The 14,240-nt window shown below is 38.4% G+C and carries 13 protein-coding genes; 4 read left to right on the forward strand and 9 right to left on the reverse strand.

The window, feature by feature from the left end; all coding sequences use genetic code 11:
• Positions 1–89: 89 nt before the first annotated feature.
• The 8 genes from ACG72T_RS04260 to ACG72T_RS04295 all read right to left on the reverse strand — a co-directional run bounded on the left by ACG72T_RS04260 (position 90) and on the right by ACG72T_RS04295 (position 9,183).
• Positions 90–1,547, reverse strand: coding sequence for a 6-phospho-beta-glucosidase (locus ACG72T_RS04260; protein ID WP_395264833.1), 1,458 nt, complete (start codon positions 1,545–1,547; stop codon positions 90–92).
• A 27-nt stretch (positions 1,548–1,574) separates the two neighbouring features.
• A complete protein-coding gene (locus ACG72T_RS04265) occupies positions 1,575–3,020 on the reverse strand; it encodes a 6-phospho-beta-glucosidase (RefSeq protein ID WP_395264834.1) in 1,446 nt (481 codons plus the stop codon).
• 5 nt (positions 3,021–3,025) lie between these two features.
• The gene (locus ACG72T_RS04270) at positions 3,026–3,361 is read right to left on the reverse strand and encodes a PTS lactose/cellobiose transporter subunit IIA (protein ID WP_395264835.1); all 336 of its coding nucleotides are present in this window, start codon (positions 3,359–3,361) and stop codon (positions 3,026–3,028) included.
• 93 nt (positions 3,362–3,454) lie between these two features.
• Positions 3,455–3,763 (reverse strand): PTS sugar transporter subunit IIB, encoded by a 309-nt coding sequence (locus ACG72T_RS04275; protein WP_395264836.1) that lies wholly within the window; start codon positions 3,761–3,763, stop codon positions 3,455–3,457.
• Positions 3,764–3,945: 182 nt separating this feature from the next.
• Positions 3,946–4,767, reverse strand: a complete 822-nt coding sequence (locus ACG72T_RS04280; protein WP_395265035.1) for a Cof-type HAD-IIB family hydrolase — start codon at positions 4,765–4,767, stop codon at positions 3,946–3,948.
• 81 nt (positions 4,768–4,848) lie between these two features.
• Positions 4,849–6,153, reverse strand: coding sequence for a 3-phosphoshikimate 1-carboxyvinyltransferase (gene aroA / locus ACG72T_RS04285; protein ID WP_395264837.1), 1,305 nt, complete (start codon positions 6,151–6,153; stop codon positions 4,849–4,851).
• 156 nt (positions 6,154–6,309) lie between these two features.
• Complete coding sequence (locus ACG72T_RS04290; RefSeq protein ID WP_395265037.1) at positions 6,310–7,647, reverse strand: M20 family metallopeptidase; 1,338 nt, start codon at positions 7,645–7,647, stop codon at positions 6,310–6,312.
• Positions 7,648–7,677: 30 nt separating this feature from the next.
• A complete protein-coding gene (locus tag ACG72T_RS04295) occupies positions 7,678–9,183 on the reverse strand; it encodes a YfcC family protein (protein ID WP_395264838.1) in 1,506 nt (501 codons plus the stop codon).
• Positions 9,184–9,346: 163 nt separating this feature from the next.
• On the opposite strand from ACG72T_RS04295, the gene ACG72T_RS04300 reads away from it, so the two are divergent.
• On the forward strand, positions 9,347–9,889 hold the full coding sequence (locus tag ACG72T_RS04300; RefSeq protein ID WP_395264839.1) for a hypothetical protein: 543 nt from the start codon (positions 9,347–9,349) through the stop codon (positions 9,887–9,889).
• Positions 9,890–9,927: 38 nt separating this feature from the next.
• Here ACG72T_RS04300 and ACG72T_RS04305 read toward each other — a convergent pair whose 3' ends face one another.
• A complete protein-coding gene (locus ACG72T_RS04305) occupies positions 9,928–10,425 on the reverse strand; it encodes an acyl-CoA thioesterase (protein ID WP_395264841.1) in 498 nt (165 codons plus the stop codon).
• Between the two features lie 119 nt (positions 10,426–10,544).
• Here ACG72T_RS04305 and ACG72T_RS04310 point away from each other — a divergent pair, with 119 nt between their 5' ends.
• From ACG72T_RS04310 to ACG72T_RS04320, 3 genes are all read left to right on the forward strand, one after another.
• Positions 10,545–10,808, forward strand: coding sequence for a hypothetical protein (locus ACG72T_RS04310; RefSeq protein WP_395264842.1), 264 nt, complete (start codon positions 10,545–10,547; stop codon positions 10,806–10,808).
• Positions 10,809–10,907: 99 nt separating this feature from the next.
• Positions 10,908–12,494 (forward strand): L-lactate permease, encoded by a 1,587-nt coding sequence (locus ACG72T_RS04315; protein ID WP_395264843.1) that lies wholly within the window; start codon positions 10,908–10,910, stop codon positions 12,492–12,494.
• A 209-nt stretch (positions 12,495–12,703) separates the two neighbouring features.
• Complete coding sequence (locus ACG72T_RS04320; RefSeq protein ID WP_395264844.1) at positions 12,704–14,170, forward strand: catalase; 1,467 nt, start codon at positions 12,704–12,706, stop codon at positions 14,168–14,170.
• Positions 14,171–14,240: the final 70 nt, after the last annotated feature.

A 14,240-nucleotide genomic window follows, 5' to 3' on the forward strand; every position in this document is an offset into this window, starting at 1 on the left:
TATATTATACATGTAACAAATTACATTTGCATTGAAACAAAGAAGCTGAGACAAACAATTTGGTTTTGTCTCAGCTTCTTTTAGTTGATTCAGTCTAGTTGTGATCCATTGGAACGGATTACCTTCTGATACCAGTAGAATGAATCCTTCTTTGAGCGCGCTAACGTACCATTGCCGTCATCATCTTTATCAACATAAATGAAGCCGTAACGTTTGGACATTTGACCAGTTCCAGCTGAAACTAGGTCAATACAACCCCAAGGCGTGTAGCCTAACAGATCAACACCATCTTCGTTAACAGCTTTTATCATCTGTTCAATATGAGCTCTGAGATAGTCGATCCGATAGTCATCATGAATACTACCATCAGCTTCAACTTTATCATAAGCTCCGAACCCATTTTCAACAATCATTACTGGCTTGTGATAGTGTTCTGTCAACCAATTCATCGAATAACGTAAGCCAATTGGGTCAACTGGCCAACCCCAGTCGTTATATTTCAGATTAGGATTTTTGACTGTTTCACGATCACCAATGAATTTGAAATCAGGATTATCATCGCTATATTTAACCGTCATCGAATTATAGTAACTAAAACCGATATAATCAACGGTTCCTTCACGCAAAACTACTCGATCTTCTGCGGTAATATCTGGTCTGAAATTATGTGCTTTGAAATAAGCTTCCATTCCAACTGGATATTCGCCTAATGCTTGGACATCAGCCCACCAGTAACGTCTCTGCATGGCCTTTTCAGCCAAAAGGATATCTTTTGGATCTGAAGATGCTGGATAAACTGGAGTAAAGTTAACCATATTGCCAATTTCAAAATTAGGATTGATTTTATGACCAATCTTAACAGCCAAGGCACTAGCAACGACTTCATAATGTGAAGCTTGATACATCAATGCTTCACGTTCTTCTTCAGTCTCATTGCCATCAAATAATAAACCAGAATCAGTTGCGACCATAAAGTCATTGGTAAAAGTAGTTTGATTATTGATTTCGTTAAAAGTCATCCAATACTTAACTTTATCCTTGTAACGTTTAAAGCAAACTGTGGCAAATTTAACAAAGAAGTCGATCACTTTTCGATTTCTCCAGCCACCATAAGCTTCTGCCAAATGATATGGCATTTCAAAATGCGACAAGGTTATTACTGGTTCGATACCATACTTCAAACACTCGTCAAACAAATCATCATAAAACTTTAAACCAGCTTCATTTGGCTGTTCTTCATCCCCATTAGGGAAAATTCTCGTCCAAGCAATAGAAGTTCTAAAACACTTGAAGCCCATTTCCGCAAACAATTTAATATCGCCTTTATATTGGTGATAAAAGTCAATTGCTGTATGGTTGGGATAATTTTTCCCTGGAATAATACCTTTTGTTATCTCACGTGGTTTTTGGTATGCACCCGCAGTCATAATATCTGAGACGCTGACTCCTTTTCCATCAACGTCAAAAGCTCCCTCAAGCTGATTAGCCGCTACGGCACCTCCCCACAAGAAATCTTTTCTTAAACCACTTTTTGTCGTTTCAGTCATATAAAAATTCCTCTCCTTTTATATGTCTTATTCGTCGATATCCTCTCCATTTGAGGCGATTACTTTTTGATACCAATTGAAAGAATCTTTCTTATAACGTTTGAGACTACCGTGACCCTCATCATCTTGGTCAACGTAAATCATCCCATAACGTTTCTTCATTTCACCGGTACTTGCTGAAATCAAATCAATATGACCCCAAGGCGTGTAACCGATCAAATCAACGCCATCTTCTTTGACAGCTTTTTCCATTTGTAAAATATGATCGTGGAAATATGAAATCCGATATGAATCGTGGATCGTACCGTCATCTTCCAGCTTGTCATAGGCACCAAAACCATTCTCAACAATAAAGAGTGGCTTGTGCCAACGAGTTGTCATCCAATTCATGGCGTAACGTAGACCAACGGGATCAATTTGCCAACCCCAGTCAGATTTTTCAACATGCGGATTGGAAACTAAATCTTCGGCTTCATCATAGTCAAAGTGAGTCTCACCTGCATGTGCTTTAGTCGTAAATGACATGTAATAACTAAAGCCAACATAGTCAACAGTTCCCGCCTTAATTGCTGCCAAATCAGCGGCAGTAATATCGAGATCATACCCTTTCCGAGCCCAATACTTCTCGATCCATTCTGGATAAAAGCCTAAGGCTTGAACGTCGCCAAAGTAATAGCGATATTGCATGGCCCGTTCTGCTTTCATAATATCTTCTGGCTTAGAAGTCAAAGGATAAACGGGACACATCGCAATCATTGAGCCAACTTGGAGCTTAGGATTGATCTTATGAGCCATTTGAACTGCATGCGCACTGGCAACAAACTCGTAATGAGCAGCTTGGAACATTTCTTTTTCCCAGTTGTCATCAGGCCCTAACTCTAATCCTGAATCTTGGAGCAAGGGATGTGGATCTTTCCAATTTGTTTGATTGTTGATCTCATTAAAAGTCATCCAATACTTAACTTTATGTTGATAACGCTTGAAAACAACTTCCGCAAACCGATCGAAGAATTCAATCATCTTACGATTCTTCCAACCGCCATACTCCTTTACAAGATGATATGGAATCTCGAAATGTGACAATGTGATGACCGGCTGAATCCCATATTTGAGACATTCATCGAACAAATCATCATAGAATTTCAATCCCGCTTCATTAGGTTGTTCTTCATCACCATTGGGAAAAATTCTCGTCCAAGCGATGGAAGTTCTAAAACACTTCAATCCCAATTCAGCAAATAATTTAATATCTTCTGGATACTTGTGATAGAAATCATTTCCCCAATGATTAGGATAAATTTCTCCCGGTTTAACGCCATCAGTCACTCGACGAGCAACTCCATGAGCGCCAGCTGTCATGACATCGGCAATGGAAACTCCTTTGCCATCTTCATTCCAAGCACCTTCTAATTGATGAGCTGCAACAGCACCACCCCAAAGAAAACCTTCAGGCATTTGAATTCCTTCACTCATTGAAATTATTTCCCTTCTTTATCTAGTCTCTTGTACAAATCTACAATTTCTCCAGCCAAGTCTCTAAAGGTAATGGCATTCATAATATGATCTTGAGAGTGAACCATCAATAGAGTTACTTTGGCATGATCGCCGTTAGCCTCTTTGGTCAACATATCAGTTTGTGAGTTGTGGGCATCGACTAAGAATTTGTCAGCTTCTTTTAATTTTTGATCAGCAACAGTAAAGTGTCCTTTTTTAGCTTCATTGATTGCTTCAAAGGATGAACTCTTAGCGTTACCACCGTTAATAATCAATCCCATTACTGTTTCTAGTTGTTCATCATGTTGTTCTTCAGCCATTTTTAAAACTCCTCATTTTTTAATTAAGCGCTTACTTTTATTTAAAACAATTAAAGGGGCGCATTTGCACCCCTTTTGTGTGTATTATCTTGATTAATCGATCAGCTTAACAGCTTCTCTTAGCACCTTTTCACCATTCATCATACCGTAATCTTGCATATTGATTACTTCAACAGGAATGCTCAACTTTTGTTTGAATTGACCTTCAAGATATCTAACTTGAGGTCCAAGCATTAGAACATCAGGATGTTTTTCATCTAATTTTGCATCTGCATCTGCAGCAGCAGTAGCAAAGATTTCTGCATCGATTCCGTCGCTTTCAGCAGCTTTTTGCATTTTTGAAACAAGTAGACTTGTTGACATACCAGCAGCACATACTAGCATAATTGTTTTTTCAGCCATAATTTAGTACCCCTTCTATAGTAAAATATGTATTTGTTTTTTTCTTAAAACGTTTACTAAAAACGCTTTCATAGAACACTTTGATTGTATAACTTCTTTTAATTTTTATCAAGATGTTTTTATCGAAAAACAAAATACACGATAAAAAAATAGCCCCAATCTAATTTCGACTGGAACTACTCTTAATCAAATTCATTTTTCAAAGCACGATTGATGATCTTGGCCACTCCGTTTTGATTGTTGCTATCAGTGACTTTCCAAGCAACATCTTTAACACTTTCAACAGCATTTCCCATGGCTACACCATAGCCAACTTCTTTGATCATATCCAAATCATTCCCATAATCGCCAAAACACATGAAATTCGTCATCGGAATGCCGATCAATTCTGAAACATGTTGCAAGGCTGACAATTTTGTTACATCCTGTCCGTTGATCTCAAAATAATACTTACCAGAACGGCTGATCGTTATAGGCAGTGAAGTGAATGATTCTAGTCGTTTTTGCAATTCAGCAAGCCTGTTGGGAGGACAACTAAAAGAGACTTTGTAAATATCAAAGTCACTTCGTGCGTTCAACTTTTCTAAATCGTTGATCGAATGCGCTTTAAAATGGTGGCGATTCATCCCCTCGAAATACGTCGTCCAACTGTGTTTAGAATCATAAATGTAAATGTCGTTGAGTCCATCTAAAACAACCTTGAAATCGGTAAATTCGGACCGTTTTAAAATTTCAGCAATAACCTTTTGCTCGAGCGGCCGATTCAATAATACTTGTCCTTCTGGATCAACTACCACTGCTCCATTTAAGACTACTTTAAAGCCTGCGACCTTTAGATCTTTTTCAAAAAATTTATTGACTGAATGCAATGTTCGACCAGAGCAAATGGCAAACTTTTTCCCCGCTTGGACTGCTTCCCTGATTGCCGCAACATTCTGGGATGATATTTTGCTGTAACTATTTAAGAGTGTTCCATCTAAATCTGTCCCGATAAAATCAATTATTAATTCAGTAACCCCTTACATTGAAACGATTTACAACAATCATACGACACTACTCCAAAAAAAAGAAGTCCTTTGTTACGATTACTTCGCAACAAGAACTTTATTTAAGTCGGAAATGAATCCAGGATACGATATATCGATTGCTTCAATATTTTTAATTTTGAAGGGGCTGTCCGTCAAAATTGAGGCAATGCACAACATCATCGCTATTCGGTGATCATTATGACTGTCGACATCATCCTTGACCTTGATCTCTTGATTACCCGCTATGACGATTGAATCTTGATGAACTTCCATGACAATACCTAATTTTGCTAACTCCGTCCGCATATTACGAAGCCGATCATCAATTTGTAAATAAACATCGTGAATTCCTTCAATTACGGTTTTCCCATCTGCTTGCGAAGCAATCAGTGCAATTAAAGGAATTTCGTCGATAATGAATGGCACCTCTTCAGCAGTGACTGTGGTACCGTGTAGTTTCTGCGACTTTACAACTAAATCTCCAAAGGGCTCGACTGCATCGATCGATTGATTCTTAACTCCGATTTGAGCACCCATCTGCTTAACGACCCGTAAAAGTCCAATTCTGGTCGAGTTGAGGCTGACCTTTGGTAAGACCATTTGACTACCTTCAGACAATAAGGTGCCTGCAACATACAGAGCGGCAGAAGAAAAATCTCCCGGAATCGTGATACTCTGACCCAATAGATTTGTCTCAAGTGGATTTATTTTGATGATATCCGGTGTCACCTCGATGTTGGCACCAAAATAGTTGGCCATGACTTCGGTGTGATTTCTTGTTGGCAACTTGCGAATAATTTCCGTAGGACTTTGAGCGTATAGACCAGCCATAATCAAACTGCTCTTAATTTGTGCATTTGAAATATCCTGTTGATAAGTAATGCCCTCTAGACTTTGACTACCAGTTATTTGAAGCGGTAACGCATTTTCAGAGCTTTGTTGAAGGTTAACTCCCATCTTCGCCAAAAGCTCTAGTAAGTGATCCATCGGACTCTGACTCAAATATTTGCCACCGATAATTTTGTACTGATTAGGCACACTTGCCAAGACTCCGAGTAATAAACTTCGCATTGTGCCCACATTCTCAACATTAAGTGGTTCTGAAACGGGCTGAAATTGATGCTTCATTCCTTTGATGATCATATCTTTATTACTGATCTCGGAATGAATCTTAGCACCCAATTGTTTAAAGATCCTAGTGGTTACCGTTAAATCATCAGCGTACATGAAGTTGCTGATTTGGGTCACGCCGTCAGCTAAAGAGCCAAACATAATGGCTCGATGAGCGATACTTTTGTCACCTGGGACCGTAATTTCTCCTTGAAACTTAAATTTTTGCGCTTGCGTATTAAAATCAAACATAATCTTACACCTCAATATTTAACAAGCTTTTTCATAAAGAATTAAATATACTCTCATTATTTTCCTACTGTTACGCTACCTAATTTTTGAATATAAAACAAACTTTTAGTCTTAGAAAGGCAAAAAAAATAAGGCTTCTGCCTTATCTTTCAAAAATTATTCAACGCATAATCTATAAATTGCTTCGGCAAAGATTTCCATTGCTTTTCTCATGTCCGCTTTGCTCCATCTTTCATTAGCTTGATGCATATAATTCGGAGTAGTTGGGAACATGGCACCAAAGGCCACGCAATTATTCATGGTTCTAGCAAAGGTTGCTCCACCAGAAATGGCAGGTTGCGACTTTGTATCACCAGTGAGGTCTTGATAAGTTGACATCAAGGTCTTAACTAATTTGCTATCAGTTGGCACGTATAATGGTGCAACGTAGTCGAAGTTTTCATACTTCAAATCAAATTTAGCTACAGCATCTGAAACTTGTTGAATCAACTGGTCATGATCGATTTTAACTGGAATCCGTAGATCAATTTGCATCTTAGATTCTGTTGGTGTGATTTTCAGACTGGAAATATTAAAGGTCAATTGTCCTGAAACATCATCAGAAACGTCGCCTAATAAGTTTTTAGCATGTGCCTCTTCACCAAAAGCCTTCAAAAATTGCAAGACTTTAACATCAGGGAAAACGTCAGCCAAAGCAATACCTAATCTAACCACAGCATTAACTCCGTTTGGAGCTTCCATTGCGTGAACTGATTTACCATGAACTTCGATTCCATCAGCTGTTTTGTCTGCGGCAAAATTATGTTTCTCTAAGGCAGCCATTACTTCATCTTGTTTAGGACCATTGTAAACTGCTTTACCAGGAACAGCATTGAAGGCATTCTCCAAATCCAATTGCAATTCATCTGAACCAGGTCCAACTAGATATGATTGCTGTAAACCTTTTTCGGCATAAATTAATGGGAAGTCAGCATCTGGGGCAATACCTAGATCAATTGGATCTTCAATCTTGTTATATTCAGCCAAACATCTCCAAAGGATCTCTTCATCAGTCCCGAAGATCAAACGGATCTTTTTATTGAACTTATAGCCTTTATCTAAAATGGACTTGATCGCATAAATAGCACTGAGAGTTGGTCCTTTGTCATCTTGAACGCCACGACCATAAAGCACGTCATCTTTGATTGTTAACTTATAAGGTTCAACATCCCATGCTTCCAAATTACCAGCTGGTACTTCATCCAAATGGCAAACGACACCAAAAGTCTCATCGCCTTCACCGATATCAGCATAGCCGTAATAACCATCTGGATTCTCGTGAGTCTTGAAACCAAGGTTATCCAATAAACTCATCATTTCATCGAGTGCTTTCTTTGGCCCCTTACCAAAAGGTGCCTTTTCTTCAGCTGGTTCGTTGAAAGAGGCGATTCCAACCATTTTACCCAAATCTTTGATTGCTGCTTCCTGAATCTGATCTGTAATAAATTGTTCCATCATTAAACCCCCAGAATTATTTTTTTATAACTATTTGAACATCGAACAAATAACTAAGAACACCGCAATGACCACGAACAAAATTGCCACAAGTTTCCACATGTACTTCCACCATTTAACGATATCAACATGTCCAATGGCTAAGGCACCCATAACGATACCAGAAGTTGGTGTGATCAAGTTAACTAGTCCTGAAGCTGATTGATAAGCGGTAATAACTAATGAACCATCAACCCCTGAGAACTTACCTAATGGACCCATGATTCCCATCGTAGCAGCGGCAAGGCCGGATGTTGAAGGAATCAAGAATGACATTGGAATATAGAAGATGTATGTCAAAACAATGAAGACACCAGCGGAAAGATTTTGCAATCCAGTTTCACCAGCATGCAAGACTGTAGCAGTGATGTAACCATTGTTCATAACCACTTGGATACCACGAGCAACGGCAACGATGATCGCAACGCTTAAGAATTCGGTCATACCATTCAAGAATGCATTGATATATTCGGATTCTTTCATTCCAAAGACAAACATGATAATTACTGACATCATAAAGAACAAAGTTGTGATTTCTGTAAAGTACCAAGTACCTAATGGCGCAATGTCTTGACCAACCAAGGCACCCAAGAATGGAATATGTGTTAACCACTTTGTAAAACTTTCAAAGAATGTCCACTTAGGATTTAAACTTGTCCAAGGAATCAAACTGATGATCATAATGACAAAAGTTAAAGCAAATAACCACAAGACGCTCTTTTGCTTCTTAGTTAATTTTTCACCAATTGAGCGTTCTTCCATATTAAATTCTTCCAGATCCTTTTGACGACGCTCAAAAACATATGATTGTGATGGATCCTTCTTAATTTTTTCAGCATAGTGCATTACATAAACGATACTAATCACAGTTACGATAATTAACAAAATAAACCGTGGAATCAATCCATCACCAGGTGAGATATTCATCGTTTGTGATGCAACACCTGTCGCAAATGGATTTACTGTTGAAGCTAGACATCCAACTTGTGAACCGATCAAGGCTAACGAAATAGCGGTAATCGAGTCATAACCAACACTGATCATAACTGGAATCAAAATTGGATAGAAAGCAATCGTTTCTTCACCCATACCATAAGTTGAACCACCGATTGCGAATAAGGTCATTAAAATGGGAATAAGAGCTTTTTCCTTACCTTCGTACTTACGAACTGTGGCGCTGATCCCGTCATCCAAAGCTTTAGTCTTATTGACGACCCCTAAGAAACCACCAATAACTAAAATGAATAGGGAAACTGAAATTGAACCTTCAGTCGTATCAGTACCAACCATACCATTGATTGGAGCTAAGAAAACATCCCAAATACCCTGAGGACTGCTTGTTCGGGCTTTGTACGTTCCTGCAATAATATTTCCCGCTTTAGAAGTGGCATACTCGCCCGCGGGTATAATCCATGTCAAAACTGCTACCAGGATTATCAAGAAGAACAAAATTGTATAAGCTGATGGCATTTGCCACTTTTTTACCTTTTTTTCCATAATCAACCCTCCTACTTTATAATATAGTTTCAGGATATACGATAAAATAAACTATTACAATGCTTTCCAAAGAAATATTGATAAATAAATTCCTTTGTATAGCGGTTGTGTAACCGCTTACGGAATATTACAATGGAGTTAGCATTAAGAAGGAGCCTTGAATATGACCACTACAATTGAATTTGGCAAAAGAATCAATAAACGTCCAATTATTGTAAGTTTTTTAGTCAGTTTTTTGGCTGGAGCACTTGGTTTATTGGTAAATCTCAACTTGGGAATTAGCTTATTTTTACTATGTCTATTTCTATTACTTTTCGTTTACTACCCCATTAATCTACCTAAATTATTCTCGCATTGGCAACTTGAAAAACACGGTATTTCATACTACAAAATGGATAATTACCTCGATAAATTAAAGATGATTTTTCTTCCCCAGCAAGCGGATTTTCAATTCATTAGTTATTCACAAATAAAGGCTTTTTCAATACAAGAGGAAGCTCAAAACTACACTTTAAAAAATATCTTGACGATCAAACCAGCTAAGCAATCACCTTTTCCTTGGTTAAGAAAGCCATTCTTCTTGGAATTAGAATTAAATCATGCTACAACCAAGCTGGATCTCTCATATGACCAATTACACGATCCTAAAAACACGATGTTCAAAGTCAGCAATGCTTTAGACTTTTTATCAAAACATATCGATTAAAAAAAGAGTGACAACTCACAATTGAGTTCACTCTTATTTTAATCAAGTTCTAAATGACCTAAAAATTGATCTTTTTGCGTTAAATATGCTTGTCTCGACTGCAAACGTTCTTCAAAACCGGCACAGAGATACTTTTCTTCTTCGGTTTCCGGAACTAAAGTGGGCAATTCAATTTGAGTAGCGGAACGCAAGACTACCATTGTACAAAATCCGGTAAAAGCAATTTCTTTGATATTTGTTTTCAGATCATGACTGATGACCTTGGTAAAGACTTCGACTTGTCGACCCTTTATTCCGGTAACCACTGACTCGATTCGCATATACTTGTCAGTGGTGATTGGGCGCCAAAAATTAAGATGGTCATATCCTGCTGTAGCCACTTTGCCACGGACAACTTTGAAACTGGCTAGGCCAGCATTTTCATCTAGAAGACAGAGCGTCTTACCGCCAAATAATGTCTGTTTATCGTTTAAATCACCATCAAAGACTACTCGTTCACTGATAGTTTTAGTTTGTTGACATGTAATTTGTTTCATAATCTACCTCGCTTTTTTTATTGTAACGTGAGAATAAGCGATTGAAAACTTTTTTTATAAACGACTTTCAGACTAAAAAGTATTATATGATTAAGTTAGAAAAACTCTGGAGGAAAATTATGGCTTTTCAACTGTGGTATACCAACTACTTTATTGATTTCAAATCTGATCAAACGACTGATCCAAAAAATATTTCCGGAATTGAAACTATCGGCGACGTTTCTGCTAATGGCGATTTTTCAGCGTGGCACGTTAAATCACAATTAGCTGAAAATGACTTCAAAAGACATCTGAAAGATCTCTTAGCTGATCAAACGACGATCGACCCGGACACGATCACTATTACTAAAGGAATTAACGGTGGTCCACTTTCGATGCTCTAACATTTAGGCAGTTTTCTGAAAATATTTTATAGCTTTTTGTTCCCAACCATTAGTCAAAAATTATATAATGTATAAAATTGGTTTAGGGGGAAATACAATATGATCTTAATTGCACTATCAGCGGTCATTTTGCCACTCGTTCTCTTGGGCATCCTTAACATGCCAGCAACTAAGGGTATGTCGATCAGTGCATTGATCGTTTTATTAGAAGGCTTTTTCTTTTGGAAAATGCCCGCAAAAGTTTTATTAGCTTCAATTTTTCAATCCGTCCACAAAGCACTACCGATTCTGTGGATCTTATTTGGGGCTTTGATGATGCTCAATATCCTCCAACACACTGGAGCCATTGAGCGTATTAATGCCGGCTTTCACACGATTTCTGCTGACATGCGGCTTCAAGTTATTCTAGTAGCCTTCCTTTTTGGAGGACTCATCGAAGGAGTCTCTGGCTTTGGTACACCAGCGATGGTTACAGCACCATTGTTGATCGCATTAGGCTTCACGCCTATGGCAGCGGTGACGATTGCTTTAGTTGCCGATTCGACTCCGGCAGCCTTTGGAGCTGTTGGTACCCCCTTAACTGTTGGTTTAAGCAACGTAACGGAAAACACGAATCTTCTCAATACTGTCGGGCAAAGAGTTACGCAGATTGACCTCTTTGCTGGGACTTTCATGCCTTTGATGATCGTTTTAATGCTGACTTTCATGTTTGGAAAAAAAGATGGTAACGCAAGACATGACTTTCTAACCGTTGCCCCTTGGACGATTTTTATCGGTTTGGTCTATAGTATCTTTGCCATCGCCGTTTCAACTTTTGTTGGCTATGAATTCGTTTCGATTTTGGCACCATTTTTGACGATCATCGTGGCTATCGGTACGATCAAGTACCGCTTTTTATTGCCACAATCAGTCTTTGACGACCCTTGGACGATTTCAAAACAGAGCGTAACTTCCGACAATAAGATGTCGCTTTTAACCGCTTGGTCACCTTATATCGTGGTAATTTTATTGTTACTAGCAACTAGAACGATCATGCCTTTAAAACAGTTTTTAACTAGCAATGTTAATCTTTCCTGGAAAAACATTTTAGGATTTCAACAAGTCAATTCTGATTGGGAATTTCTCTATTCACCCGGAACTCTGTTAACGCTTGCCGTGGTCATTGGCCTGTTGATTCAAGTCCGTTCACTCAAGAGCTTCTTGCCAATTGCTAAAGACGTAGTCATCTCCATGCGATCAACTGCTTTAGCCTTGGTTGTAACCTTGATCATGGTGCAGATCTTTACTAACTCAGCACTGAATAATTCAAGTTTACCAAGTATGCCGATGTATATTGCGAAAATAATTTCCAAATACTTATCTTCAATTTGGATCGTCATCGCTCCATTCTTAGGCCAGTTAGGTGCTTTTGTGACTGGAAGCACTACCGTATCGACATTGACATTTGGACAAATTCAAGCCGATATCGCCTCAAAAGCAGGAGTCGGTCAAAGCTTAGTCCTCGCTTCCCAATTAATCGGAGCAGCGGCTGGTAATATGATTTGTGTACACAACATCGTTTCGGTCAGTTCCGTCGTTGGTTTGTCAGGACAGGAAGGCAATATCTTGCGGAAGACAGTTATTCCCGCTTTATCTTATGGCATATTAGTGGGTATCGTTGGATTTGTCTTTACCTTGTTTATCTAACAGCTTTAATCACAATATTTGTTCGAACAAAAAAATCATATACTATCAATTATTGAAGTAAATTACGTTTAGTAATTTGCTTCTTTTTTAATTAATCATTTTTGATGAAATTAATTATCATATAATTTATCATCTGATAAGACCTATAGTATGATTATTGCGTACTAGTAATTCGATTATTTTTTCAATTAAACTATAGGAGATTACCAATGCCAAAAAAATTAACGACAGAATCTGGCCAACCATGGGCTGATAATCAACACTCATTAACTGCCGGCAGTCGAGGCCCGGTCTTGATTCAGGACTATGACTTGCTAGAAAAACTGGCCCATTTCGATCGTGAACGTATTCCAGAGCGAGTTGTGCATGCTAAAGGTGCCGGCGCCAAAGGTGAATTCGTTCTGGAAAGTGACATGAGTAAATACACCAAAGCTGATGTTTTTAATGGTCTCAACAAAAAAACGTCAATTATGATGCGCTTCTCACAAGTTGCTGGCGAAAAGGGCTATCCAGACACCGTTCGAGACGTCCGGGGTTTTGCCTTACGATTTTATACAAAAGCAGGTAATTACGATATCGTTGGTAACAACACTCCCGTCTTCTTTGTGAACGATCCCTTAAAATTTCCTGACTTTATTCATTCACAAAAAAGAGATCCTAGAACTAACAGGACGAGTCAAACCATGCAATGGGACTTTTGGTCGCAATCACCTGAATCGATTCATCAAGTGACCTATTTAATGGGTGACCGTGGACTTCCTGCTTCCTATCGGATGATGAATGGATATGGGTCACATACTTTCAAGTGGGTCAATGCAAAAGGTGAGGCCTTTTGGGTTAAATATCATATGAAGACTAATCAAGGAGTTAAAAATATCACTAGCGAATTGGCTAATAAATTAGCTGGCACTAACCCCGATTATCTTCAGGATGACTTATTCAATGCAATAGAACAAAACAATGAACCTTCATGGAATTTATACGTTCAGATCATCCCTTTTAAGGACGGCTTAAATTACAAATGGGACATTTTTGACGTGACAAAGGTTGTCTCCCACAAAGATTACCCCTTGATCAAAGTTGGTACATTAACATTCAAGCAAAATCCGACGAATAATTTTACCGAGATTGAAGAAGCTGCTTTGTCGCCTGCCAATTTAGTCCCCGGAATTGAAGTTTCACCAGATAAATTATTGCAGGGACGACTGTTTTCATATAAAGATACTCAACGTTATCGCTTAGGTGTTAACTTCGAAGATCTTCCCGTCAATCGACCATTAACCGAAGTACATAATTATGAACGAGACGGAACCATGCAATCCAACTATCAAGGTTTGACTGTAAATTACGAACCGAATTCTTTTGATGGACCCAAAGAAGTTAAAAAAGCTTCGATTGATCCATATGAAGTTTCTGGTCAGGTCCAAAATCAAGCTTACAGTTATCAAGTCGACTATTCGACTCAAGCTGGTGATCTTTATCGGCTGATGTCATCGGGAGAACAAGAAAGATTGATCAAAACTATTGCTCAAACATTAGGCACGGTGACCAAAGATACTATCAAAATTCTAGAAATCAAACAAATGTATCAAGCTGACAAAGATTACGGTACCCGAGTGGCTCAAGCTTTAGGTTTTAAGATCGACGAAATCATTACGACCGGTGTTCAAGAATAATTTGTTCCCAAAAAATCCTCAGTAGCAATTAGCTGACTGAGGATTTTTGCTGAAAAATTTATCGCTAGAT

Origin of the sequence: Companilactobacillus sp. FL22-1 (assembly GCF_043951805.1) — a bacterium.
Classification (GTDB): Bacteria; Bacillota; Bacilli; order Lactobacillales; family Lactobacillaceae; genus Companilactobacillus.